24 protein-coding genes and 2 tRNA genes are annotated in these 26,150 nt (G+C 33.8%); 11 read left to right on the top strand and 15 right to left on the bottom strand.

Features of this window, described 5'->3' with window-relative positions:
• Positions 1-17: 17 nt before the first annotated feature.
• The 4 genes from M0M44_RS08285 to M0M44_RS08300 all read right to left on the bottom strand — a co-directional run bounded on the left by M0M44_RS08285 (position 18) and on the right by M0M44_RS08300 (position 2,605).
• Entirely contained in the window at positions 18-581 is a 564-nt protein-coding gene (locus M0M44_RS08285) for a DNA-3-methyladenine glycosylase I (protein WP_248729338.1), read from the bottom strand.
• A gap of 72 nt (positions 582-653) precedes the next feature.
• Positions 654-1,079 carry a lipocalin-like domain-containing protein gene (locus tag M0M44_RS08290; RefSeq protein ID WP_248729339.1) on the bottom strand — a complete coding sequence of 142 codons (426 nt, stop codon included), beginning with the start codon at positions 1,077-1,079 and terminating at the stop codon, positions 654-656.
• A gap of 166 nt (positions 1,080-1,245) precedes the next feature.
• The gene (locus M0M44_RS08295) at positions 1,246-1,926 is read right to left on the bottom strand and encodes a hypothetical protein (RefSeq protein ID WP_248729340.1); all 681 of its coding nucleotides are present in this window, start codon (positions 1,924-1,926) and stop codon (positions 1,246-1,248) included.
• Positions 1,927-1,942: 16 nt separating this feature from the next.
• The gene (locus M0M44_RS08300) at positions 1,943-2,605 is read right to left on the bottom strand and encodes a queuosine precursor transporter (RefSeq protein WP_095927957.1); all 663 of its coding nucleotides are present in this window, start codon (positions 2,603-2,605) and stop codon (positions 1,943-1,945) included.
• Positions 2,606-2,775: 170 nt separating this feature from the next.
• Here M0M44_RS08300 and M0M44_RS08305 point away from each other — a divergent pair, with 170 nt between their 5' ends.
• Positions 2,776-4,839 (top strand): M3 family metallopeptidase, encoded by a 2,064-nt coding sequence (locus M0M44_RS08305; protein ID WP_248729341.1) that lies wholly within the window; start codon positions 2,776-2,778, stop codon positions 4,837-4,839.
• 58 nt (positions 4,840-4,897) lie between these two features.
• Here M0M44_RS08305 and tsf read toward each other — a convergent pair whose 3' ends face one another.
• From tsf to M0M44_RS08335, 6 genes are all read right to left on the bottom strand, one after another.
• A complete protein-coding gene (gene tsf / locus M0M44_RS08310; RefSeq protein WP_248729342.1) occupies positions 4,898-5,860 on the bottom strand; it encodes a translation elongation factor Ts in 963 nt (320 codons plus the stop codon).
• Between the two features lie 140 nt (positions 5,861-6,000).
• Positions 6,001-6,765, bottom strand: coding sequence for a 30S ribosomal protein S2 (rpsB, locus tag M0M44_RS08315; RefSeq protein WP_095927954.1), 765 nt, complete (start codon positions 6,763-6,765; stop codon positions 6,001-6,003).
• Between the two features lie 228 nt (positions 6,766-6,993).
• Complete coding sequence (gene rpsI, locus M0M44_RS08320) at positions 6,994-7,380, bottom strand: 30S ribosomal protein S9 (protein WP_035645327.1); 387 nt, start codon at positions 7,378-7,380, stop codon at positions 6,994-6,996.
• Positions 7,380-7,835, bottom strand: coding sequence for a 50S ribosomal protein L13 (gene rplM, locus M0M44_RS08325; RefSeq protein ID WP_095927953.1), 456 nt, complete (start codon positions 7,833-7,835; stop codon positions 7,380-7,382). The genes rpsI and rplM overlap by 1 nt, the downstream gene beginning before the upstream one ends.
• Positions 7,836-8,029: 194 nt before the next feature.
• Positions 8,030-8,842, bottom strand: a complete 813-nt coding sequence (locus M0M44_RS08330; protein ID WP_248729343.1) for a ferritin-like domain-containing protein — start codon at positions 8,840-8,842, stop codon at positions 8,030-8,032.
• 26 nt (positions 8,843-8,868) lie between these two features.
• Complete coding sequence (locus tag M0M44_RS08335) at positions 8,869-9,615, bottom strand: ferritin-like domain-containing protein (RefSeq protein WP_248729344.1); 747 nt, start codon at positions 9,613-9,615, stop codon at positions 8,869-8,871.
• 208 nt (positions 9,616-9,823) lie between these two features.
• On the opposite strand from M0M44_RS08335, the gene M0M44_RS08340 reads away from it, so the two are divergent.
• Positions 9,824-10,849: a LacI family DNA-binding transcriptional regulator gene (locus M0M44_RS08340; RefSeq protein ID WP_248729345.1), complete on the top strand. Its 1,026-nt coding sequence runs from the start codon at positions 9,824-9,826 to the stop codon at positions 10,847-10,849.
• A 131-nt stretch (positions 10,850-10,980) separates the two neighbouring features.
• On the opposite strand, the gene polA is transcribed toward M0M44_RS08340, so the two are convergent.
• Positions 10,981-13,821 carry a DNA polymerase I gene (polA, locus tag M0M44_RS08345; protein WP_248729346.1) on the bottom strand — a complete coding sequence of 947 codons (2,841 nt, stop codon included), beginning with the start codon at positions 13,819-13,821 and terminating at the stop codon, positions 10,981-10,983.
• A 327-nt stretch (positions 13,822-14,148) separates the two neighbouring features.
• On the opposite strand from polA, the gene M0M44_RS08350 reads away from it, so the two are divergent.
• The 6 genes from M0M44_RS08350 (at position 14,149) to M0M44_RS08375 (ending at position 18,652) form a co-directional block, all read left to right on the top strand.
• Complete coding sequence (locus M0M44_RS08350; protein WP_248729347.1) at positions 14,149-14,376, top strand: hypothetical protein; 228 nt, start codon at positions 14,149-14,151, stop codon at positions 14,374-14,376.
• Between the two features lie 185 nt (positions 14,377-14,561).
• The gene (locus M0M44_RS08355) at positions 14,562-15,236 is read left to right on the top strand and encodes a response regulator transcription factor (RefSeq protein ID WP_248729348.1); all 675 of its coding nucleotides are present in this window, start codon (positions 14,562-14,564) and stop codon (positions 15,234-15,236) included.
• 10 nt (positions 15,237-15,246) lie between these two features.
• Positions 15,247-16,575, top strand: a complete 1,329-nt coding sequence (locus tag M0M44_RS08360) for a sensor histidine kinase (RefSeq protein WP_248729349.1) — start codon at positions 15,247-15,249, stop codon at positions 16,573-16,575.
• Between the two features lie 104 nt (positions 16,576-16,679).
• Positions 16,680-16,880, top strand: coding sequence for a hypothetical protein (locus M0M44_RS08365; protein ID WP_248729350.1), 201 nt, complete (start codon positions 16,680-16,682; stop codon positions 16,878-16,880).
• Positions 16,881-17,040: 160 nt separating this feature from the next.
• On the top strand, positions 17,041-18,276 hold the full coding sequence (locus M0M44_RS08370; protein WP_248729351.1) for a metallophosphoesterase: 1,236 nt from the start codon (positions 17,041-17,043) through the stop codon (positions 18,274-18,276).
• Between the two features lie 73 nt (positions 18,277-18,349).
• The gene (locus tag M0M44_RS08375) at positions 18,350-18,652 is read left to right on the top strand and encodes a thioredoxin family protein (protein ID WP_008466807.1); all 303 of its coding nucleotides are present in this window, start codon (positions 18,350-18,352) and stop codon (positions 18,650-18,652) included.
• A 24-nt stretch (positions 18,653-18,676) separates the two neighbouring features.
• On the opposite strand, the gene M0M44_RS08380 is transcribed toward M0M44_RS08375, so the two are convergent.
• Both M0M44_RS08380 and M0M44_RS08385 read right to left on the bottom strand, forming a co-directional pair.
• Positions 18,677-19,318, bottom strand: a complete 642-nt coding sequence (locus M0M44_RS08380; RefSeq protein WP_248729352.1) for a polysaccharide deacetylase family protein — start codon at positions 19,316-19,318, stop codon at positions 18,677-18,679.
• 97 nt (positions 19,319-19,415) lie between these two features.
• Positions 19,416-22,694 (bottom strand): glycosyltransferase family 117 protein, encoded by a 3,279-nt coding sequence (locus tag M0M44_RS08385; RefSeq protein ID WP_248729353.1) that lies wholly within the window; start codon positions 22,692-22,694, stop codon positions 19,416-19,418.
• Between the two features lie 245 nt (positions 22,695-22,939).
• Here M0M44_RS08385 and M0M44_RS08390 point away from each other — a divergent pair.
• Both M0M44_RS08390 and M0M44_RS08395 read left to right on the top strand, forming a co-directional pair.
• A tRNA-Gln gene (locus M0M44_RS08390) sits at positions 22,940-23,010 on the top strand.
• Positions 23,011-23,119: 109 nt separating this feature from the next.
• Positions 23,120-23,190: transfer RNA gene (locus M0M44_RS08395), tRNA-Gln, on the top strand.
• 96 nt (positions 23,191-23,286) lie between these two features.
• Here M0M44_RS08395 and M0M44_RS08400 read toward each other — a convergent pair.
• Positions 23,287-24,093, bottom strand: a complete 807-nt coding sequence (locus tag M0M44_RS08400; protein ID WP_248729354.1) for an AraC family transcriptional regulator — start codon at positions 24,091-24,093, stop codon at positions 23,287-23,289.
• A gap of 58 nt (positions 24,094-24,151) precedes the next feature.
• Positions 24,152-25,573, bottom strand: a complete 1,422-nt coding sequence (locus tag M0M44_RS08405) for an aldehyde dehydrogenase family protein (RefSeq protein ID WP_248729355.1) — start codon at positions 25,571-25,573, stop codon at positions 24,152-24,154.
• Positions 25,574-25,941: 368 nt separating this feature from the next.
• Between M0M44_RS08405 and M0M44_RS08410 the strand changes: the two genes are divergently transcribed.
• Positions 25,942-26,112, top strand: coding sequence for a hypothetical protein (locus M0M44_RS08410; RefSeq protein ID WP_248729356.1), 171 nt, complete (start codon positions 25,942-25,944; stop codon positions 26,110-26,112).
• Positions 26,113-26,150: the final 38 nt, after the last annotated feature.

Consider the following 26,150-nt stretch of genomic DNA (forward strand, 5'->3'; position numbering starts at 1 on the left):
GTGACTGAAAACTGATGCTATTTTCCCTTTCGGGTAAAGCAATTTTCCACATGATCATTGACCATTCCGGTTGCCTGCATGTGTGCATAAATAACCGTAGAACCGACAAATTTAAACCCACGTTTTTTTAAATCTTTACTGATTTCATCTGAAAGTGGAGTAGTAGCCGGAGCATCTTTTGAATTTTTGAGATGGTTTACAATCGGTTTTCCATCAGTGTATTTCCAAATATAATCAGAAAAAGAACCAAATTCTTCCTGTACTTTTATAAAAGCCAGAGCATTAGAAACCGCTGCTTTAATTTTTAGTTTGTTCCTAACAATTCCTGTATTCTGCATTAACTCTTCAATTTTATCTTCAGAGTAAAGGGCTATTTTTTTATAATCGAAATAATCAAAAGCAGCTCTGAAATTTTCTCTTTTGTTTAAAATAGTAATCCAACTTAAACCAGCCTGAAAAGTTTCTAAAATTAAAAATTCAAATAAAGTCGGATCATCATAAACAGGAACTCCCCATTCTTCATCATGATATTTTTTATACAAATCGCTTGCAGAGCACCAGCTGCATCTTATTGGTTCCATCTTTTTTATTTTAAATGTATAAAAAAACCTCAAACTTAAAGGCTTGAGGTTTTAAAAAAGTTTCAAAAAAAATTATATGCGTTTAAATTCAACTACATATGTTTCAGATACACCGTATGTATATTTAATTTTTAAAGTCGTTTTATTTAATACTAAGATTTCTCCATTATCTCCAGAAGTATCACCTTCATATAGAACAGTTATCTTATTGTCTTTTCTAGTCCAAGTTCCATTCTCAGTATAATCATTACATTTTGAATTGCTGTATTGAGAATAATGATCAATGAATTTTCCTCCTGCTTGAATTTCAAAAACATCTTTGTTACAACCTCCTTCGTAAACTACTGGAGTTAGTTTTTCTTTTCCATCAACAATGGTTCCGTCTTGATATACTTCCCATTTACCTTCAAGAGACGCGTTATCATCGTCATTACTGCTGCAAGATACTGATAATCCTAGTGCCAATACAGACACAAAAAAAATACTTAGTTTTTTCATTTTGGTAGATTTGTTTGTTAAAATTTTTAACAAAAGTAAAATCTTTTTTAAGAAAAACTAGGTTTTTAAATCAGTTTTTTCGTATTTATTTAACATTTTTTTATAATTTGTTGGTTTTCAAGTAAATCTGATTTTTTTTGCTTTTTAATAGATTTTTTTTTCATTTCTATCTTCCTATTTGCCAGCTATATCCTTTTACACTCGGAATATACGCAGAACGTCCTACAATGACTAAATTAGTGTAGATTTTTCGATTGTATTTAATGCCAATTGCATTTCCAGAAGTGTACATTTTATTGGCTTTAAAGATTACTTTCATTTTGCCGTCTTCAAGTTCTGCGTCAGATACTCTTTCAACAAGCCAGGTAGATTGCCATTTTACAGCCAATTCATTTTCTGCCGTTTTAGTTACGCTTTTTACTAGTTTGACAGCTTCTTCGGGAATTTCAAAGTGTTCTGTTAACTGTTTTTGAGTTATCGTCTGACCCATTTTACATTTCGCTAATATTTTACGAACATTAACAAAATTCAATAATTCCTCGTTGGCTTCTTTTTTTACAGAGATTGGAGGACTTGCAACAGTGTTTTCTGCTGGAGAGCTTAATGTGTTTACTTCTATCGGATTTTTGAGCGAAAAAGTATTTTTTTGAGCAGTAGTTTTCTTTGAGCCAAACTCTTTTGGAGCGATGATGTTTTTTGAAGAAACTTTACGAGGTATCTTCATAGTTGCTGGTGTCAACTTATTGACGGACTGAATGACTTTTTTAGGCTGTTTTTTTTCGTCATTGCCACAGCTGAAAAAGAAATAGGTAACAGAGAATAAAATAAGTAAATAATTATTTTTCATGACCTATAATGTTTTTTTATCCTTTATGAGCAGGATCTTGGTCTAAATATTTTTTAATAAGATGATGTCCTAAATAAATTGCTGGAGTCAATAAAATAGCAATTGCTAATTTAAAAGTATATCCTATTAACCCTGAAGATATAAAAGTGTCAAAATCAATTTTTCCCGGAAGCCAAAAAGCAATTCCTAGAACAATAAACGAATCAAACAATTGCGAAATAACAGTGGAACCAGTTGCTCTTAGCCATATTTTCTTTTCGCCAGTTCTGTTTTTGAAAAACCAAAATATCCAAACGTCAATCAGCTGAGATGCCATAAAGGCAATTAAACTCCCCACTATAATCCACATACTTTGTCCAAAAACCGCTTCAAACTGTTGATCGTTAACAGGGCTGATTCCTTTTGCGGCGGGAATAACAATTGCCATAAAAAGTATCAGAAAAGCATAAGCAATCAGACATGCTGTAATGAAAGAAAGTTTTTTCACTCCTTTTTCGCCAAAATATTCATTAATCAAATCGGTTGTAAGAAATACAATTGGCCAAGGCAAAATCCCTATACTCATCACAAAAGGACCAATTTGAATTAGCTTTCCTCCAATTAACTCAGCCACAACGGCATTGGTTATAAATATTCCTGCTAAAATTACAAAAACAATTTCTTTTCTAGTTTTAAACATGTCATTTTTAAATTGATATTTCAAAAATAAACTATTTCTTTTAAATCTTTGAAACGGATCAATTTTTATAATACGTTTCGATATGAAGTTTGCTTTTGATTGGTTAATTTTGAGATTCTGTTGCTTTTTTTTAATTGAAATTTTGCACAGAATTAATTAATGTATTTGTTATGAAAACACCAATAGAGTTAGATAATTCATTATTAAAAAACTGGTCAGGTCCTTATGGAGGCGTTCCAGATTTTACAGCGTATAAAGTTTCTGATTTTCAGCCCGCGATAGAATTTGCGATCAAGGAAAAATTAGAAGAAATTGATGCAATCGCCAATAATCCAGAGAAGCCTACATTTAAAAACACAATTGAAGCTTTAGAACTTTCTGGCGAAAAATTGGATCGAATTCATGCGGTTTACGGTATTTACAGATCCAATCTGAGTACTCCGGAATTTAATGCAGTTGATACCGAAATGTCACCAAAATTGGCAGAAATTAATGATAAGTTGTATCAAAATGATAGACTGTTTTCTAGAATTGAAACCTTATACAAATCAGATGAAAAGGAGGATTTAACCAAAGAGCAGCAACGTTTGCTTTGGCTGTATTATACCGATTTTGTTAGAGAAGGAGCAGAGCTAAACGAAGAGAATAAAGATAAAGTGGCTAAGATCAATCAGGAATTAGCAGGACTTTTTACAGCTTTTAGCCAAAAGTTGCTGGCAGAAGAAAATAATCAATATATACAGCTAAACACAGAAGATGATTTTAACGGTTTGCCCGAAGAATTTAAGAATGCGGCAATTGCCGAAGCGAAAGAAAGAAATTTAGATGTTTTAGGTTGCATTGGAAATACAAGATCTTCAATTGAGCCTTTTCTGACTTTCTCAAACAGAAGAAATTTAAGAGAAAAAGCTTTTGGCATCTTCGTAAAACGAGGGGATAATAAGAATGAAAATGATACAAACGAAACATTAGTATCTATTTTAAGATTACGAGCAGAAAAAGCAAAAATATTAGGGTTTAAGAATTTTGCAGAATGGAGTTTGTCTAATAAAATGGCCAAAGACCCGCAGAAAACGCTTGATTTAATGAATTCTGTATGGAAACCTGCCGTAGAAAAGGTAAAAAATGATGTTTTGGCCATGCAGGAAATGGTAAATAATGAGGGTGGAGATTTTAAAATACAGCCTTGGGATTTCCGTTTTTATGCGGAAAAAGTTAGAAAAGCACAATATGATTTGGATCAAAATGAAATCAAACAATATCTGCAGTTAGAGAACTTGCGAGAAGGAATGTTCTGGGTAGCTGGAGAATTGTTTGATTTAGGATTTAAACAATTATTTGATGTTCCGGTTTATCATGTTGATGTTCGTGTTTGGGAAGTGAACAACAGAGCTACTGGAGAACCTATTGGTTTGTGGTATTTTGATCCCTATGCGCGTACAGGAAAACGTTCGGGCGCGTGGATGAATTCACATAGAGATCAGCAGAAAATAAAAGGAAAAGTGCTTCCGATTGTTTCAAACAATTGCAATTTTATTAAAGGAAATAGCGATGAAGCTGTTTTGATTTCGTGGGATGATGCCACCACTTTGTTTCATGAATTTGGACACGCGCTTCACGGATTGTGCTCTAATGTTACTTATCCGAGTCTTTCTGGGACTTCAGTTGCGAGAGATTATGTAGAGTTTCCTTCTCAGTTGCTAGAACACTGGTTAGCGACTCCAGAAGTGTTGAATAAATTTGCGCTTCATTATAAAACGAACCAACCTTTATCCCAATCATTGGTAGAAAGAATAGGAAAAGCGGCCAATTTTAACGAAGGTTTTGCAACGGTTGAAACGATTTCAAGCTCTTTTGTTGATATGAAACTGCATTTAACAACTGAAAAAGTCGATCCAGATGCATTTGAAGAGAAAGTTTTAAATGAAATTAATATGCCGACCGAAATTGTGATGCGACATAGAATTCCGCAATTTGCTCATATTTTTTCAAGTGACGGATATGCGGCAGGCTATTACAGTTATTTATGGGCAGATGTTATTAATGCGGATGCTTACGAAGCTTTTTTAGAAGGAAACGGGCCTTTTGATAAGAATGTTTCCGAACGTCTTTATAAAACAGTTTTAAGCGTTGGAAATACGATTGATAATGAAGAAATGTACGAGAATTTCAGAGGACATGCGCCACAATCTGACGCATTGATGAGAGCAAGAAATTTTCCAATTAAAAGCTAAAATAAAAAAGCCCGAATAAATAAATATTCGGGCTTTTTAATATTGAAAAAATAATATATTAACCTAAAGTAACTCTTTTGAAACCTGTAATTTCAACATTGAATCCTTTTACGTAATCACCAACTTTTTTACTGTCATCTTTGATGAAGTTTTGATCTAAAAGAGCTTTCTCTTGATCTAAAGTAGTGTTGTCAGAGATAAAACGTTGAACTTTTCCTGGAAGAATTTTGTCCCAGATTTGCTCTGGTTTTCCTTCAGCTTTTAATTCAGCTTTAGCATCTTCTTCTGCTTGTTTGATAACTTCAGGAGTCAATTGAGAGAAAGAGATGTATTTAGGAACATTTTTTAAAGTTTTTCCTAAACGTTTTGCTTCTTCATTGTCTTTTTCGATTACAGCAATACGAGCAGCAAGTTCAGATTCAACGAAAGCAGGATCAAAATCTTTGTAAGATAATGTGTCAGCTCCCATAGAAGCAACTTGCATAGAGATGTCTTTTGTTAAAGTTTCAGCGTTTGCAACTGGAGCAGAAATTGCAGTTAAAGCAGCAATTTTATTAACGTGAACATAAGATCCAACGTAAGCACCTTCTAAAATTTCGAAACCACCGATTTCGATTTTTTCACCAATAACACCAGTTTGCTCGATTAATTTCTCAGCAACAGTGATTCCGTTGAAATCAGAAGCTAATAATTCTTCTTTAGTAGAGAAGTTGATCGCTTTTTCAACTAAATCTTTAGCTAAAGTTACGAAAGCCTCATTTTTACCTACGAAGTCAGTTTCGCAGTTTAAAGTAAGGATAGCTCCTTTAGTGTTGTCAGCATTGATAAAAGAAACAGCAGCTCCTTCAGAAGACTCACGGTCAGAACGGTTAGCAGCAACTTTTTGTCCTTTTTCTCTAAGGATTTGGATTGCTTTATCGAAATCTCCTTCAGCTTCAACTAAAGCTTTTTTACAGTCCATCATTCCGGCACCTGTAGATTGTCTTAATTTATTTACGTCTGCAGCAGTAATTGTTGACATAATATTTTGAATTTTTAATGTTAAAAGTAAAAAATTCCAGCTTTTAAATCCCAAACTCCAATTTTAATAAATTATCAACATAACGTTTTTAATTTTGTATTTGGACTTTGGAATTTAAAATTTGGAATTTAAAATTTGATTTATTCTTCAGTTGCAGGAGCAGCTTCAGCTTCAACAGCAGGAGCTTCTTCAGCAGCTTCAACTTCTTTTTCAGCACCTCTGTCAGAAAGACCTTCGATTACTGCAGTAGTTACTAAAGATAAAATTTTGTCAATTGATTTAGAAGCGTCATCATTTGCAGGAATCACGTAATCAACCTCTCTTGGGTCAGAATTCGTATCAACCATTGCGAAAACTGGAATGTTTAATTTTTGAGCTTCTTTTATTGCGATGTGTTCAGCTTTGATATCTACTACGAACAATGCTGCAGGTAGTCTAGACATATCAGCAATTGAACCTAAGTTTTTCTCTAATTTAGCACGTAGACGATCAACTTGTAAACGCTCTTTTTTAGATAAAGTGTTGAAAGTACCATCTTTCTTCATTTTATCAATAGAAGACATTTTTTTAACTGCCTTTCTGATAGTTACGAAGTTAGTCAACATTCCACCTGGCCATCTTTCAGTGATGTAAGGCATGTTTGCAGCTTTTGCTTTATCAGCAACGATGTCTTTTGCTTGTTTTTTGGTAGCTACGAATAAGATTTTTCTACCTGATGCAGCGATTTTTTTCAAAGCTTCGTTAGCTTCTTCAATTTTAGCTGCAGTTTTATATAGATTGATAATGTGAATACCATTACGCTCCATATAAATGTAAGGAGCCATGTTTGGATCCCATTTTCTAGTCATGTGTCCGAAGTGAACACCTGCTTCTAGTAATTCTTTTACTTCTATTTTGTTTGCCATTTTTGTACTAGTTTACGTTCTGTTGATTAGCAATGTGTTTTGGCTTTAGGCGCTAAGCTGTAAGCTTTAGGCTTCGAGCATTTGACTTTAAGACTTTCGACTTTAAGACTCAACCCATTTAGATGCTAAACTATATCCTACCTCGGCAGGAGAGCAACAATAACTGTGTTTTTTAATTTCAATAAATAATTGATAAGGTCTTGTCCCATTTGAACAAGACAGGTAATATTAACGTTTAGAGAACTGGAATCTCTTACGAGCTTTCTTCTGACCGAATTTCTTACGTTCAACCATTCTAGGGTCTCTTGTTAATAAACCTTCTGGTTTAAGGATTCCTCTGTTTTCAGCGTTAACTTCACACATTACGCGTGCTAATGCCATTCTTACAGCTTCTGCCTGACCAGTTGTACCACCTCCGTAAACGTTTACTTTTACATCAAAGTTACCAGCGTTTTCTGTCATAGAAAGCGGTTGTAAAACTTTGTATTGTAAAGTTGCAGTTGGAAAGTAAGTTGCGAATTCTTTTTTGTTTACAGTGATGTTTCCAGTTCCTTCAGAAACGTATACACGTGCAACAGCGGTTTTTCTTCTACCGATTTTGTGAATAACTCCCATTACTTAAGATCATTTAGGTTAACAGTTCTAGGTTTTTGAGCTCCGTGAGTGTGCTCAGATCCTACAACAACATTTAGATTTCTAAAAAGTTCAGCTCCTAATTTGTTTTTAGGTAACATACCTTTTACAGCTTTTTCTACTAATAATGCAGGGTTTTTAGCTTGCAATACTTTAGCGGTTAAAGTTCTTTGTCCTCCTGGGTAACCTGTATGACGCATGTAAATTTTGTCATTCAATTTTGTACCTGTAAGGTTAATTTTTTCTGAGTTGATAACAATTACGTTATCCCCACAGTCAACGTGCGGTGTGTAACTTGGCTTGTACTTACCTCTTAAAATCATTGCAACTTTAGAAGCAAGACGTCCTAAGTTATGACCTTCAGCGTCAACAACAATCCACTCTTTAGTTACAGTGGCTTTGCTTGCTGAAACTGTTTTGTAGCTTAATGCGTCCATAATATTATTTTAATTAAACATTCCATCCCCAATAAAGGGGATGCAAAAGTACAATTAATTATTTTAAAACCAAATACCTGAAAGAATATTTTATCTGCTGAAAATCAGGGCTTCAGTTTTTTAAAAAAATATCGAACAAAAAAACCGTCTCTACAATAAAGTAAAGACGGTTAAATATTTAAGAAAAAAAAGGATTATACAATAAATATATTGGCAATATCAACAACTTGCTGTGTCGTAAGTGGCTCATCGTAAGCTTCTGAGCCCGCCGCCGCACCAAAAGCGGATGCGGTATTAAATCCGGCTTGCATCGTTACGCCTTCGCCATCATAAACGGCTTGAGTTGCTGCTGGCATGCCAGCGCCTCTTTCGGCATTAGAGATCCATCCTTTTAAGCCTCTTAATCTTCTTACTTCAGAAGCATGACGCGCTTCAACAGAATGTATCTGCAATGCTGCAGTCAGTAAATCGGGAGCAGTTATCAAGTTTGCAGCTTGTCCTTTATAGGCTCTAACGCCTGTATCTTCAAATGCTTGTGCCAAAGCTAAAAAGGTTGGGTAATCTCCAAACGGATCAAAGGCGCCGCCAACCGTAAAGTCAAAAGTGGGTTTAGGAACGAAGTTGGCGCTTGCTGTACCACCTAGGCCTGCAATTAAAAATTTAACATGATCGGATTCGTGCGCTGCAATTTGTTGGAATACTTTTAAGTCTCTTCCTGCATTTTCTGAAGCTGGAATTACTCCAGAATCTAAAGCCATTGCATAAAATTCGTTTTCAAGATATTCTAATGTTAGCGCAAATTGCAAAGCACCAATAGGAGTAGCAGGAGTTGCTGTAATATCTTTTGCGAAAGCTTTATTGGTAAGAGCCGACAATCCGAATGGAATTGATGCTAGAGCTAGATTTTTTCCAATATTTCCAAACTGCGTAAAACTGTCTCTTCGAGAACCAGTACTGTTCATTAAATTATCGTCAGTAAAGGATTCTATAAATTTTAAAATGTTCATAATTTCTAAGTTTTTGACGGTTAAGATTAAGGTAGGTATTTAGCTGTGAATTTTGTGGTAATAAAACCAGCAGCAATTGGCAGTATTTTAGATGGATCTTTTGCATCATCTAATCCTGTTGACATATTTACAATATCATCTCCGGCAAAATCTTTCGAATTCGGATTAATTAAACTTCTTATTGCGGAAGCGTGTCTAGCTTCAACAGAAACGATTTTTCCTGCCAATAATAAGTAGTCAGCTGTTTTAATTAATTTCCCTGCTCCGTTATAAGCAGCGACGCCCGTATCTTCTAGTGCTTTTGCAGTTGCGAGAACTTCGGTACGGCTGTTGAAATTTAATGAACCATAATTAAAGGCTAAAGAAGGAAGTAATTGCGAACTTGGATCGGGAAGTGCTCCATTCAAAGCGGCTTTGAAAAAATCTCTGTGAACCACTTCATGGTGGTATAAATCAGTTAAAACTTCACGTTCAAGACTGCTAAATACAGTATTAAAACTACTTGCATTAACAACTTTAGTATAAAAGTCGGCTTCTAGTTGTTCAAGAGCATACGCGTAAGTCAAAACTCCAAAATCTCCAGAGCCTAAATCGAAAACACCATTTCTTATTCCGGGCAGTGAGGTGTCCGGCATATCGTTATCATTGTCATTGTCGCTGCAGCCAGCTAGAACCAGACCTGTGGTGACTAATGTTAATCCGCTGAGCTTAAGAAAGCTCCTTCTGCTATTCAATGAAGGGTCAACTTCATGAATTTTAACTTCGTTTTTCATAATCAAGTTTTTTATTAGGTTAATAACATTGGTTTTTAGTTAACGGGTATTTAGTTATTAACGAAATTTTAGTAAGAGCGGTTTTAAAATCTCTGTTTAATTAATTATTATTTCGAAATGACTTATATTTTTAAATACTAATGGCTTGTTTTTGTTTTATTTTAGGTAATTCTACTATATTTGTATTAATTACATAAAATTCAATTGGATGAAAGCTAAAGCAACTCTAAAACAAATTGCGAAGGAACTGGGAGTTTCTGTTTCGACTGTGTCTAAAGCATTGAATGACAGTCCAGAAATTAGTGAACAAACCAAGGTGAAGATTAAAGAGTATGCCAAACTCAAAAATTATAAGCCGAATGTTATTGGTTTGAATCTTAAGAATCGTAAAACAAAAACGATTGGCGTAATTATTCCTAATATTTTAAATTCTTTTTTTGCGAAAGTTTTTAGTGGTATTGAGAAAGTTGCCGATAAAAAAGGATATAATGTAATTACCTGTATCTCGAACGAATCTTTGGAGAAAGAAATTCATACGCTTGAAATGCTGAGCAACGGAACTATTGACGGGTTTATTCTTTCGGTTTCTGAAGAAGCTCAGAAACTTCAAGATTACAATCATTTTTCGGAAATAATTAATGATGGAACACCAATCGTGATGTTTGACCGTATTGCCGATGAAGTAGATTGCGATAAAGTTGTTGTAGATGATTTTGATTCGGCATTAAACTCAACACAGCATTTAATTAATTTAGGATGTAAAAATATTGCTCTAATTTCTTCTGTAGACAATTTAAGTGTTGGAAAGCTGAGGGCTGATGGATATTTGAAAGCTTTGGCAGATAATAATATTCCGGTTAACGAAAAAATCATTCTTCGCACCGATTCTGAAGATGATATGAAAGCAAAAATTGATTCGATTTTCGATAATAAAATTGACGGAATTTTTGCCTTAGACGAAAATGATTCTGTTGCGGCTTTAAGGGTAAGTTTGAAAAAAGGTTACAGAGTCCCAGAAGATATTTCGATTATTGGTTTCGCAGACGGAATTTTAGCTTCAAGACGTTTGTCACCAAGTTTGACTACTGTAAGTCAGCATGGAGTTGAAATTGGAGAAGTTGCAGCAAAAAGATTAATCGAAAGATTGGAAGAGCCAGAAGGAACGATTTCTGAATACGAAACAATCGTCATCAAAACAAAATTGAAAGAAAGAGAATCCACTCGAAAAAAATAATAAAAACAAAAAAATCCATTCGAAAGAATGGATTTTTTTTATACATATGTATGTCAAAAATGACAAGATTGGGTTAATTTTTTTATTTAGAAATCTGAAATCAACAATCTGAAATCAACAATCTAAAATCATTAATGCGCTTCTAGCCAATCTTTACCCATTCCTAATTCAACTTCTAAAGGAACAGACATTTTAAATGCATTTTCCATTTCATGTTTAATCATAGGCTGGATTTTTTCGAGTTCATCGTTGTGAACATCGAACACAAGCTCATCATGCACCTGAAGTAGCATTTTAGATTTCCAGTTTTCATCACGAAGTTTTTTATGAATGTTGATCATCGCAATTTTGATCACATCGGCAGCGCTTCCCTGAATTGGGGCATTTACAGCATTTCGTTCAGCAGCACTTCTTACAACGGCATTGGCTGAATTAATATCTTTTAAATAACGGCGACGACCTAAAATGGTTTGTACATAACCTTTTTCGCGAGCAAATTCAATTTGTTCTGAAATATAAGATTTAAGACGAGGATATGTTTTGTAATAAGCATCGATCAAAGCAGCACTTTCACTTCTAGATAGAGAAGTCTGATTACTCAATCCAAAAGCAGAAACGCCATATATGATTCCAAAGTTTACTGTTTTCGCATTACTTCTTTGTTCGCGGGAAACTTCTTCTAAAGCTACGTCAAAAACTTTTGCTGCGGTCGCTCTGTGAATGTCTTCTCCGTTCTGGAAAGCGGCGATCATATTTTCTTCACCACTCAAAGCAGCGATAATCCTCAATTCAATTTGCGAGTAATCGGCAGAGATTAAAGTATAATTTTCATCGCGTGCTACGAAAGCTTTACGTATCTGACGGCCTCTTTCGGTACGAATCGGAATATTCTGCAAGTTCGGATTATTAGAGCTCAAACGTCCCGTTGCCGCAACCGTCTGCATATAATCAGTATGAACGCGTAAAGTCTTTTTGTCAACCTGTTCTGGTAAAGCCAAAATATAAGTGCTTTGAAGTTTTACCATCTGGCGCCAGTCTAAAATCTGTTTTACAATTGGGTTATCATTCGCTAAATAAGTTAAAACTTCTTCGCCAGTTGCGTATTGACCCGTTTTGGTTTTCTTTTGCTTTGCACCACCAATTTTTAGTTTGTCAAATAAAATATCTCCTAATTGTTTTGGAGAGGCCAAGTTGAATTTCTCGCCAGCAGTTTCATATATTTTTTCTTCTAAAGATTTGATTTCAACTTCCATTTCAGAAGACATTGCTTTTAAGAAATCTACATCCAAACGAATTCCTTCCGTTTCCATGTCGGCCAATACGCTTACTAATGGAATTTCGATTTCGTCAAATAACTTTTTAGTTTCTGTTTTATCTAATTCGGTTGTGAAGATTTCTTTTAATTGTAAAGTAACATCTGCATCTTCAGCAGCATATTCTTTAATATCTTCTAAAGGAACGTCGCGCATATTAAGCTGATTTTTTCCTTTTTTACCAATTAAAGTTTCAATAGATTTAGGAGAATATTTCAAATATGTTTCGGCTAAAATATCCATGTTGTGACGCATATCTGGATTAATCAAATAATGCGCAATCATCGTATCAAAAAGTTTTCCTTTTACGGTTACACCATAATTAGAAAGGATTTTTAGATCGTATTTTAAATTCTGTCCGATTTTTTCAATGTTGTCATTTTCAAAAAACGGAATAAATTTGTCAACTAAAGCTTGTGCTTCTTCCTGACTTTCTGGGAACGGAACATAAAATGCTTTTCCTTTCTCGTAAGCAAAAGACATTCCAACCAGTTCTGCGTGCAAAGCATCGATTCCTGTGGTTTCAGTGTCAAAACAAACCGAAGTCTGTTTTTGTAAATTTTGTAAAAGCATTTTAATACCTAAATCACCTTGAATGGTTTGGTAAAAATGCTCGGTGTTTTCTAAAGTGTTATAAAACGAAGTTCTTTCGATTTCAGCATTTTCTCCATTCGTATTTCCGCCTCCAAAAAGATCAAATTGATCTTCGTTTTTAGGCTGAGCTTTTTTGTATATTTTGGCATCAGAAGCTGGAGCAGCAATTTGAGTGCCATCAGTTTTAAATAAATTGTCAAACTGTTCTGCCATTCTTCTAAATTCCAATTCCTGAAAAATAGCATCTGTTTTTTCGATATCAGGACGAGAAAGTTCGTAATCTTCTTCATTGAAAGTAACATCACAATCGGTGATAATTGCGGCTAATTTTTTAGAAAGAATACCTTTTTCCTTGTTAGCTTCTATGTTCTCTTTCATTTTGCCTTTTAGTAAATGTGTGTTTTCTAAAAGGTTTTCCATTGTTCCAAATTCTTTCAGGAACTTTTTGGCTGTAACTTCTCCAACTCCAGGCAATCCAGGAATATTATCCACGGCGTCGCCCATCATTCCAAGAAAATCAATTACTTGTTCTGGTCTTTCGATTTCAAATTTTGCCAAAACCTCAGGAACGCCCCAGATTTCGATTCCGTTACCCATTCGGGCCGGTTTATACATAAAGATGTTTTCAGAAACTAGTTGGGCAAAATCCTTATCTGGAGTTACCATGTAGACTTTGTAGTTTTGTTTTTCTGCTTGCTTAGCGATTGTTCCAATTAAGTCATCGGCTTCACAGCCCTCGATTTCAATAATAGGAATATGCATTGCTCGCAATAATTCCTGAATATACGGAATGGCAATTTTAATAGCCTCTGGCGTTGCATCACGATTGGCTTTATATTCGACGAACATTTCGGTTCTTACATGGCTACCGCCTTTATCAAAAGCAACGGCTAAATGATCTGGTTTTTCTCTTTTAATAACATCCAAAAGTGAGTTCATAAAACCCATAATTGCAGATGTATCCATTCCTTTTGAGTTGATTCTCGGGTTTTTTATAAAAGCATAATAACCACGAAAAATTAGTGCATAAGCATCTAGAAGAAAAAGGCGTTTTTGAGTTGACATATTAAAAATATTAGTCTGTAAAAATAAACAATTGGGTTTTAAAAAACGATTTGCTTCTCGAAAATTAATTTTGTTTGACCATATAAGTCCTATAAGACCATTTTTGTAGAGACGCACCGCAGTGCGTCTTCTGGGTCGGTGAAATAAGGCTGAAAAAGGGTTAAATATTTAAATGAATTTATATGACTTATATGGTAGAAAAAATTGCAAAGCGTTAATATCAAGTTAAAATTTTTTATTCAGGGATTTCTTCATTTTCTCTTCATGTTGCGAGGGTAATTTTGAGGTATAAATTAAAAGGTTATTAATTCTTAAATCTTAGAAATCATGAGAAATTTATTAATGTTACTAGTAGCAGTTTTAGGAACAAGTGCAATGGTTCACGCATTTCCTGCAAAAGATGGAAAAGAAGCTCCAGCTAAAGAAGTAAAAGCAACCAAACATCCAAAACACAAATCTGATAAAAAAGCAAAATCAGCAAAAACTGAAGCGACAAAAACAGAAACTGCGAAACCAGAAGCTGTAAAACCAGAAACAGCAAAGGCTAAAAAATAAAAATTGCTCTCGTTTTGTTTTCGAAGCTTTGTAACGAAGGCAAAACAGGAATAATGATTATGAGAATGCGATTGAAGAAGCTGATGAAGAAATTTATCAGCTTTTTTCATTCGTTAATTTTTTAATAATACGCTACTCAATTTTTTATAATTGATTAATTTTAATTGCGCTTAAATGTTGTGCTTATGAATGTTTTAATTGTTGAAGATAATAAGGAACTTGCCGTAGAAGTCTACGATTTTTTATGCAACGCAGGTTATATTTGTAAAATTGCAAATAATTGTGCCGAAGCTCTTGAAGAATTTGGAAGCAATGATTACGATGTTATGCTTTTAGATCTTGGTTTACCCGATGGTGATGGTTTTGAGGTTTTGCAGGCAATTAGAAAAACCAAATCCAAAATTGCGGTAATTGTTCTTACTGCCCGAGGAGAATTGGATGATAGAATAAATGGATTGCATTTGGGGGCTGATGATTATTTGACCAAACCTTTTGCTTTGACAGAATTGGCCGCAAGAATATTTGCTGTAGTTCGTAGAATTCACGGTTTTACTTTAAACAATTTGAGCATTCATGGCTTTTTATTACAGCTTCAGGATTATAAGGTGAGTTTTAGCGATCAGCCAATCAGTCTTACCAAAAAAGAATTTGATATTTTTCAGTATTTGGTTCTCAATAAAAACCGTGTTATTACAAGATTGCAATTAACAGAGCATATTTGGGGCGATATTCTAGAAGTTAATTCTGATTCTAATTTTATAGATGTGCATGTTCGTAATCTTCGAAAAAAACTGGATAAGCATACTGCTATAGATTGGTTTGAAACGGTTCGAAATGTTGGTTATCGTATAAACGAATAAATCGATTCTCGTGAAAATAAAACATCAATTAGCTATTTTTAACGCCTTGACCAGACTGCTGGTCATTTTGGTTTTATGGCTAATGCTTCCTATTTTGGTAGAAAATGTGGTGTATCATCATATTAATAATACACTGCTTGAGAAAAAGAAAAAATTTATTGAACATCTGAATAAGGAAGAGATAAATGATTTTATAGAAAACCCAGACGATTCAACCGATGCTTTTTCTGAATTTTCAACACTGCATAGTGAGTTTTTGGTGCTGTCCAGAGTGTCGGTAAAACCACATCAGAAGAAAACCACTTTTAGTAATGAGTATCGAAAAATTGAAGGAGAAGAAAATGAATATAGAATTCTCCAGCATCATTTTACTTATGAAGGTGAAGATTATCAGCTTGAAATAGGAAGTAGTTTGAGCGAGGTTAATGATCTGACTTTTGCGATTAAACTTTTCATTATAATTGTTTTTGTCGTAATTCTTCTTATTACTTTTTTGGCTGATACTTTTTATATCGAATATCTTTTAAAACCATTTTACAAAATTATCGATACCAAAATCAGGCGTGTAAACGAGCCAGAAACATTTGATCATACTCCGATAAAAGCAACTTCAAGAGATTTTAGAGAATTGGATTTTGTTTTAAATCAAATGATGGATAGAATTACCGAAGTTTTTAAAAAGGAAAAACAGTTTATTTCGAATGTTTCACACGAACTTCTTACGCCGATTGCTCTTCTTAAAAACAAACTTGAAAACTTGTTGCAAAATGAGTCTTTGGACGATCATGCGGTTGATAAAATTGCAGGGTCTTTGAAGACATTAGATATGCTGAAAAAAATCATTAATAATTTACTGTTGATTTCTAGAATAGATAATAATCAATATGAAGCAAATGAAGCAATCAATCTTAAAGAAATCGTTGCTGATCTGCAGGAAGATCTTCTAGATCGAATCGAGGATAGAGATATTCAGTTTATGAACGAAATGGAAAATAATTTTGTTTTTATAGGAAACAAAACCTTACTTCATATTCTTATCTATAATCTCGTAACTAATGCTATAAAATACAATAAGCCAAAAGGAAAAATAATTGTAGAAGACGGTTTTGTAGAGGAGCATTATTTTATTTCGGTAAAAGATTCAGGAATAGGAATGGACGAATCTCAACTTGAGAAAATATTTAGCCGTTTTGCGAGAATTAATTCAGATCAAGAAGGGCAGGGATTAGGACTTGCAATTGCACAAAGTATCGCATCTTTTCATCATATTCAAATCAAAGTTAAATCGGTTTTAAATGAAGGGACAACTTTTACGTTGTTGTTTGAAAAAGCTAATTAAAAGTTAAAATTTTCTGTAAGACTTTTTCTTCATTTTGTCTTCATTTTACGATTATATCTTTGACTTGTAAAAATGAAAATAAACAATCATAAAAATTTAAAGTCATGAAAAAATTAGCAATTTTAGCAGTAGCAGTTCTAGGAACATTTTCAATGGTAAACGCACAAACAACTCCAGCGCCAGCGCAAACGAAAGAAGTGAAAGCTGCTAAACACGATAAAAAAGCAGAAAAGAAAGCTGACAAAAAAGCAAAAGGAGAGAAAAAAGCAGAAGCTGCAAAAACAGAAGCTCCAAAAGCAAAATAAAACTAGACTTAGGTCTTAAAAGTAAATAGTTTTAAAGGTTGGTAGGTTAAAGCTGAAAGAGCCATCTTTCAGCTTTTTTATTTTAACAGCGTTAAATTTTTTATAATAAAAAGAAATAGAATTTTCATTCTTTGTTACTTTGTTTAAAACTATATATTAAATGATCTTTCGTTTTATAATTCTATGCGCTCTTTTATTATTTATTGAGTTCTATTCTTATCAAGCTTTTCGCACTTTAATCAAAGCACGTTGGGTTTTGATTGGCTATCAAGTAATAAGCTTGCTGGTTTTAATATTTATTATTTATTCTTTTTCGCAGGTAGACCGATCAGTTGGTCAAACTAGGCAATTTATGTTTACTACAGGTTTGATGCTCGTAGTATATGTGCCAAAAATTGTACTTACATTAATAATGTTTGGCGAGGATATTATTAGAGTAGGCGCCAGTATACTGAATTATTTTGTTTACAATACTCCGCGAAAGGAAATGATGCCTGACAGAAGAAAATTTGTAAGTCAGATCGCTTTAGGCTTGGCAGCAATTCCATTTCTTTCTATTATTTACGGAATTTTTGAAGGGAAATATAATTTCAAAGTAATCAAACAAACCGTATTTTTTCCAGATCTTCCAGATGCTTTTGACGGTTTTAAAATTACGCAAATTTCTGATGTGCATAGTGGTAGTTTTGATAATCCAGAGAAAATTAATTATGCTATTGATTTGATCAATGCACAAGAAGCAGATTTGATTTTGTTTACAGGAGATATTGTGAATACTCACGCAAAAGAAATGCATCCTTGGCTGGAAACTTTTAATCGTATTAAAGATTATAAATATGGGAAGTTTGCTGTTTTAGGGAATCATGATTATGGTGAATATGTAACATGGCCTTCTGAAAAAGAAAAAGACGAAAATTTTAAGGCGATTAAAAACCTTTATGGTCAGATTGGTTTTAAATTAATGTTGAACGAGCATACTTATATTCAAAAAGGGGATGATAAAATTGCTCTGATTGGAGTAGAGAATTGGGGAGTAAATTTTAAAAAAGCAGGTGATTTAAACAAAGCTTCAGAAAATGTGCATCAAGACGATTTTAAAGTTTTAATGAGCCATGATCCAAGTCATTGGGATGCTGAAATTAAAGACCATCCGAAGAATTTTCATCTGACTTTTGCCGGTCATACGCATGGTATGCAGTTTGGAATTGAAATTCCAGGTTATTTTAAATGGAGTTTGGCACAATACATTTATAAACAATGGGCAGGTTTGTACGAAAACGTCGGAAAATACGTTTATGTTAACCGCGGATTTGGTTTTCACGCTTATCCAGGACGAGTTGGAATTATGCCTGAAATAACAGTAATTGAACTAAAAAAAGGCCGTAATGTCGCTTAATTCGTTAAAAATGCTACATTTGTATAATATTTATTTCTTTTAAGAGATTTAAAAAACTTAAATTTTTGGTTTTATGTCAAAATTTGGAGAACTAATAAATGCCCAAGTTCCAGTGTTAATTGATTTTTACACAGATTGGAATGAATCTTCGGTTTCTATGCATCCTGTTATTAAGGACGTAGCGGCTGCGCTTGGCGATAAGGCCAAAGTAATCAAAATTGATGTAGATAAAAATCAGGAACTCGCAGAAGCACTTCGTATTAAAGGGCTTCCAACTTTAATGATTTACAAAGAAGGGCAAATGATTTGGAGACAATCTGGAGAGCTTGATGCTAATACTATTATCGGAATTGTTCAGGAACAATTTAATGTCTAAATAACTTCTTTTGATTGATGTTATTTAGTGAATAATATCAAACTTATATCCATTTTCTTTTAAAAAATGCAGTGTTCTAGGCAAGGCGAATCTTAAATTTGGAGAAGCCTTAACGCTGTCATGAAAAACAATTACGCTACCTGATTTTACATTTTTTGTTACGTTTTCAAGACATTTTTCTGGCGTAATGCTTTGATCAAAATCGGCACTTAAAACATCCCACATTACAATTTTATAGCCTAAGCTTCTAAGAATTTTAGACTGTGCTTTTTTAATTTTTCCATAAGGAGGACGGAATAATAAGCGGTGAGGGGTTTTCTCTTGCTCGTCTAAAATAGCGGCACAGTTTTGTACATTCTCAATATATTCATTGGTGTGGCTTTTCCATCCATTAACATGATTCATAGTATGGTTCCCAATTGAATGTCCGTCGGTAATCAACTTTTCAAACAGAGCCAGATTGGCTTTAATGTTTTTTCCGATACAGAAGAAAGTAGCTTTAGCATCAAATTTTTTTAATTCAGACAAAACCCAGTCTGTAATTTCTGGAGTCGGGCCATCATCAAAAGTGAGGTATATTTTCTTTTCGTTGTTAGGAATATCCCAGCAATATTTAGAAAACACCTTTTTGATAAATGCATTAGTTTTTACCCAATAGAAGCTCATTTTAAATTAAAATTATTGTCGTATAAAATTAAAAAATGCAGCGCTATTTATCAAACAGCGCTGCATTTTTTTAATAAGTAAGATTTGCGTATATTAATTATTCTTTTTCACGTCCAAAACGCTCGAAAACATTTACATAAGTGTTAAACGTAGTTTTGTGCTGGTTGTAAAAAGCAGTGTCTTTATTGTCATCCATTACGTGTAGCAGGCTTCTGTAACGTTCAATATCAGTAATAATGTCTACTGCTAAAGAAGTTTGGTCAGAAGGAGGCAATGTGCTGTAATAGTTTAGATTCTCTTTATATTTCTGAACTAATTTATTTAAAAGATCTTGCGCCTTAGCTTTTTCACCAACTTTATAATAACCATCTCCAAAAGCTTCAACTAATGAATAATAACCATATTTGTCTAAAGGCATTTTGGTCATCGCTAAATTGATTACATTTTTGGCTTTATCAATTTTGCCTTCAGCAATAAGCTGATTCATTAATCTAGAAAGATTTGTACGGTAAGTAATGCTATTTCTTCTAGTTTCAGGGTCGTGATAGATGTTTCCATTACTATTTCCCCAATCCCATTTCATTACAATATCATACATTTTATCAGCATCAATTTGTCCCATGTCTAATGGTCCGCCATCTTTAGAAGGAGTGTTTTTTACTGGAACCAATTTATAAACCATTCCGTCCAACTGCAGATAATCTTTTAGCCATAAATAGTCTTCATCATCAAAAGCACCACCACTAAAATAGATTGGTCTTTTCCAGTTGTTATTTGCTAAGATATCAAGCATCATTAAACGGTTTTTGTATAATGCGCTTCCTTTGATATCAATGTCTAAATAAGGAACAATAGAATCGTAATATTTAGGATTAACTACTTTATTTTGAATAATAGTGTTTTTATCAACATTTACTCTAATCTTGTTTGTTGGGTAGAAATGGATGGTTTGTCCGTTTTGTAAACCAACAGTCGATTTAGGATTTTTGATGAAATCGATAAAATCTTTAATATTCCAGCGTGTATCAATTTTCTGGATGTAAGCCGTGTAATCCAAATTATCTCCCACATATTGGCTGTGTACAAAAGAAATTGGTAACGGATTTGACTCGTAAGACTTTGCTTTCATTTGATCAATGTACCAATCTGTCATAAATAAACTTGTATTTACAATCTTCACATCGGTTCTAAAATGTTCAATTTCCTGCGCGTACCAAAGAGGGAAGGTATCATTGTCTCCAATAGTAAATAAAATAGCATCTTTATCACAAGAATTTAAATAAGCTTTTGCCATAGCAACTGCTGTATATTTTCCAGATCTATCATGATCATCCCAGTTTTGAGAAGCCATTAAAACAGGAGCGGCCAATAAACTTCCGGCAATAATTACTGGCCCGGCAATTTTTGGAGCCAAGTATTTCTGCAAACTTTCATAAAGTGAATAAACACCAAATCCGATCCAGATGGCAAAGACATAGAAGGAACCTACTAAAGCATAATCTCTTTCACGAGGTTCAAAAGGTCTTTCATTTAAATATATTTTTAGTGCAATTCCTGTAAATAAAAACAAAGCCAAAAGAACATAGAAACTCTTCAAGTCTTTGTTAGCATGGTACATAATACCAATTAATCCTAAAATAAACGGAAGGAAATAATAAACATTACGTCCCTTGTTATTTAATACATCAGAAGGTAAATTGTCTTGAGAACCTAAATGAACCGAATCTAAAGCTTTAATGCCACTAATCCAGTTTCCGTCAAGATTATCGTATTTACCTTGAACATCGTTTTGGCGTCCAACAAAATTCCACATTAAATATCTCCAGTACATATATCCAAATTGGTATTCAAACATAAAACTGAAGTTGTCTGCCGTAGAAGGTTTTTCGATAAGTAAATACTCGCCGTAGCTTCTTAAAAATTTTACGTAACCTTCGTTGTCAATTTGTTTTTGAGCGTAAGCTTTTCTAAATTCCGAAACTGTTTTTTCAACTTCATTGCGCAATTGAGCCGTAGCTTTGTTGTATTCATCTTCGCTTAATTGGCTAGCATCGATTCCGTATTTTGCCAAATCTTCATCATAATTATGATTTGGGTCAATTCTAAACTTTGGAGGATTTGTAAAGTTGATATAGTTTTGAATGTGACCTGTTTCTGTACTCCACATTCTTGGCAGAATTGCTTTCTGATTGTCGTCAGAATTTTGTTCTGCATTTTTATAATTATTGGTAATAATGTATTTACCTGTTTTATAATCTCTTTCGTAGTTTGGTTTTTTGTCTAAATAAGGTGTTTTAGCATCAAGACCGGCAAAAAGCTCAGTGTATTGAGGTCCGTAAAACAAAGGATTTACACCATATTGCTCACGATTATAATAAGCTAAAACCTCAGTTGCATCTGATGGTTTGTTTTCGTTAATGACGGTATTCGCATTTGCACGAACAGGAAGCATTAGCCAAGTAGAGAAACCAATCAGGATAAATAAAACACATAATATAATAGTGTTGTAAAATATTAAACCTTTTTGTCTCGTGTATTTTAATCCAAAATAGAAAAACGCAATAAATAGTAATGCAACAAAGATAGTTCCTGAATTGAATGGAAGCCCCATACTATTTACCATGAAAATTTCGGTTTTTCCGAAAAACGCCATAGTTAGTGGAAGAAGTAATTTAAAAATAAATAACAAGATTCCGATAACAACCACATTAGCAATAAGGAAGTTTTTTATGGTAACTTTTTCGTAGTGTTTGAAATAATATAAGAATCCAATAGAAGGGATGGTTAAAAGAGCCATGAAGTGGACTCCAAACGAAAGACCAACAACCAAAGAAATAATTAAAAGCCATTTGTTTCCTTTTGGTTTGTCCATGTCTTGTTCCCAACGTAAACCAAGCCAGAATAGCAATGCAATTAATAAAGATGCCATTGCGTAAACTTCGGCTTCTACCGCGTTAAACCAAAAACTATCAGAAAACGTATAAGCCAAAGCCCCAACAAAAGAGCTTCCTAAAATAACAATCGAATTGTTTTGGTCAATTTCTGTAAAACGAGCCACGATCTTTTTTAAAATCATGGAAGATGACCAGAACATAAATAATATGGTAAATGCGCTAGAGAAAACAGACATCATGTTAACCATTAGAGCCACATGCTGAGCATCTATTGCAAACATTGCAAAAAATGCACCCATCATCTGGAAAAGGGGAGCTCCCGGTGGGTGTCCTACTTCAAGTTTGGCTGCGGTAGCAATATATTCTCCGCAATCCCAAAAGCTCATTGTAGGTTCTACTGTTAATGTATAAGTTATTAAAGCGATTGCAAATGCAAACCAACCAATAATTGTATTCCATTTATTGAAATTGAATTGTGCCATATTTAGGTGTTAAAAATTTGAGTGTTTTTCTATCCTACAAAGAAAATGTTTTTTTATGTAAAGAAACGAGCATTAACAAAAAATTCTATAAAACTATCGGGAAACAGCAATGTGTTGTTTATGAGTAACTTCTATTGTTGATGGAAATTTCAAACGGAGAAAAATCAAAAAAAATGATTTTTTTTGACCAAAAAGTTTGCACAAACTAAATAAAGACTTAAATTTGCACTCGCTAATAGCACTGCTGGTCTATGGTGTAATGGTAACACTACGGTTTTTGGTGCCGTCTTTCTAGGTTCGAGTCCTAGTAGACCAACAGAAAAGTCTCTCAGAAATGAGAGACTTTTTTTTATTTAAAAAAGTTTTGTTTAAAATTTGCATAAATTAAATAAAGTTTTAATTTTGCACCCGCTTAACCGCACTGCTGGTCTATGGTGTAATGGTAACACTACGGTTTTTGGTGCCGTCTTTCTAGGTTCGAGTCCTAGTAGACCAACAGAAAAGCCTCTCAGAAATGAGAGGCTTTTTTTATGCTGTAAATTTAGCGGATGCTATTTTTGTTTAGAGTCTGATGTTTAGCTATTTGATTGTTTTATTTTTGGTTTAAAGAAGAAGGGACTATTCCGAATTTCTTTTTGAATGAAAACGAAAAATGTGAAAGATCTTCAAAGCCAACGCCAAGATATACTTCTGATGGCGGATTTCCTTGGCTGATTAAATAATAAGCTTCCTGAAGTCTTTTGTTTAAAAGCCATTTTCCGGGTGCCTGCTGAAAAACTTTTTGAAAATCTCTTTTAAATGTGGCTAAACTTCTTCCTGTTAGATAGGCAAATCGTTGCATTTGAACATTAAAGTGGAAGTTTTTATTCATAAAGGCTTCCAGGTCAATTTTTCCAGGCTCATTAAAATCAAACAATATGTCTTTTAATTCTGGATTTATTTTTAGCAAAAGATGAATTGCTTCTTTGATTTTTAAATTGAACAATGTTTCATTGTTTTCTTCTTCGACTTCCAGGTATGATATCAGCGATTCCATGAAAGATTGGTAGAGTGGGTTAGGGGCTAATGAGAACATGGCATTTGTATCGGCTTTTTTATCGGCTTTTAAATTGTGCTCTTTGCTAATTTCTCGTAAAATTTCCTGATCAAGAAAAAGAGAAATGGTTTTGAATTCTCCTCCTGCTGGTGGAATTTTGGTAAACTTAGCTAAATGATTTCGTCTGCTAAAGCGGAAGTCTCCTGGTTTTGAGTGAAAAGTATTTTGATTATCTGTAACAATCATTTCGCCAGAAATCTGATAGCTAAAAACATGTTCTGGTATAAAATGCTCGCCTTCTCGACTCCGTGAGTAATAGCAGGAGTAGAGTATTTTGGGTTTTATTTGTGATTTTATGCTCATATTGTAAAAATACTAAAATCTGGAATCTTTATGCGTTAAAGATTTCCAGATTGAGAGGTTATTTTTGTTGAATTAGTGCTCTTGGCTCTAAATAGGCTTCTAGGCCAAGTATTCCAAATTCACGTCCGATTCCAGATTGTTTAAATCCCCCAAAAGGTGCCATTGGGTCATGACCAATTCCGTTTATTTGAACACGTCCTGCATTAATTTGAGAAGCAACTCGATGAGCTCTTTCCGTATTTGAAGAACTTACGTAGGCTTGTAATCCGTATGTTGTGTCATTAGCAATTTCGATAGCTTCTTCTTCCGATTTATAGGTAATAACGGAGAGAACAGGTCCGAATATTTCTTCTTTTGCAATGCGCATCTGATTGTTTACATTGATAAAGACTGTTGGCTTGACAAAATTTCCATTTTCTAAGCCTTCTGGTTTTCCAAGTCCGCCAGTTAATATTTCTGCGCCTTCATTAATTCCGATTTGAATATAATCTTGAACACGATTGTATTGTTTTGTGCTGACCATTGGTCCTACTGCGGTATTTGGATTTTTTGGATCGTCAACAATAAGGTTTGAGATTATTTCTTTAATAAGTAGTTTAGATTCGTCTAGTTTGTTTTCTGGAATCAGTAATCTTGTTCCGGCAATACAAGCTTGTCCGCTGTTCATAAAAGCGGCGCCAATGGCAAGCGGAATGGCTGTTGAAAAGTCGGCATCGTCTAGAATGATATTTGGAGATTTTCCTCCAAGTTCCAGAGTTACTCTTTTCATTGTGTTTACAGCTTCTTTTGCAATTATTTTCCCAACGTTAGTTGATCCTGTAAAAGAAATTTTAGCAATTTCAGGGTTTCTGCTTATTTCGGCGCCGACAATTTCTCCTAATCCATTTACAATGTTAAATACGCCTTTAGGAAGATTTGCTTCATGAAGGCATTCTGTTATCAATTGTGTTTGCTGGGCACTCATTTCACTTGGTTTGATTACGGTTGTACATCCTGCTGCAATTGCGGTGGATAATTTGCTGCAGATAAAACCGTTGCTTGAGTTCCACGGGATGATAATTCCGACAACACCAATTGGCGCCATTTGAACCTCAGATTCGCCCATTGTTTTAGTGAAGTTGTAAGAATGAAGCATGTCGATTGCAGAGTCAAAACTTTTTAACATATAATCGTAGCTTACGCTTGCAAATTGAAATGTGCCTCCATATTCTTCTGTCATTACATTGACAAAGTCTTCTTTTCTTTTTTTAATAGAAGATTTAATTTTTTCAAGATATTGAATCCTTTCTGAGGTTGTTGTTTTTGAAAAAGTTTTAAAAGCATTTTTAGCTGCTTCAATGGCTTTTTGAGCGTCTTCGGTGTTTCCTAGAAGAACGCTTCCTAGTTTTTCATTTGTTGTTGGACTAATAAGGTCAAAATATTCTGTTCCTTGAGGAGTGATAAATTCTCCGTTAATGTAAATTTTGTCTATTGTTTTCATGATATATATATTTAGATTTTATTTGACAAAGTTCTAAATAAAGCATGCTGAGAGCTTTGTTGTATGGCTCAAATAGACTTTGTTGAAAAGCTCATCGCGAAGGAGTTTTTCTAGAAAAAAACAGGAATTTATTGAATGTATAAAAAGTTTTTATAGTTAGTTTTTTTTTTTTTTTTTTTTTTTTTTTTTGTGTTTGAAGGGGGTTGGGTGTTAGTGGTTTGTTTTAATTCTATGAAGAAATGTTTGAAATGATTTAATATTTTTTTGTTTTTTATTGTTCTTATTATCAGTGTTTTATATATTTGTTATAATTAGAATACTACATTATGTTTTGCGTTAACTGAATAATAATTATAAAAGAATGAATTATGGACAATTTGAAAAAAATGAATTTTACAGAGTTAGATCCTTCTGAAATGAAATTAGTACAAGGGGGAAACTGGGTAGACGATCTGGTGGTGGTTCTTGGTAGTCTTGAGGCTGTGGCTGCATATCTCGGCAAGACTGTAGATGAAGTGCGTGCGATGCTAGGATTGTAATAAGTCTTAAAGAATGGTATGAAAATCTTTATGACTTA

Source organism: Flavobacterium humidisoli, from assembly GCF_023272795.1.
In the GTDB taxonomy this organism is placed as follows: Bacteria; Bacteroidota; Bacteroidia; order Flavobacteriales; family Flavobacteriaceae; genus Flavobacterium; species Flavobacterium humidisoli.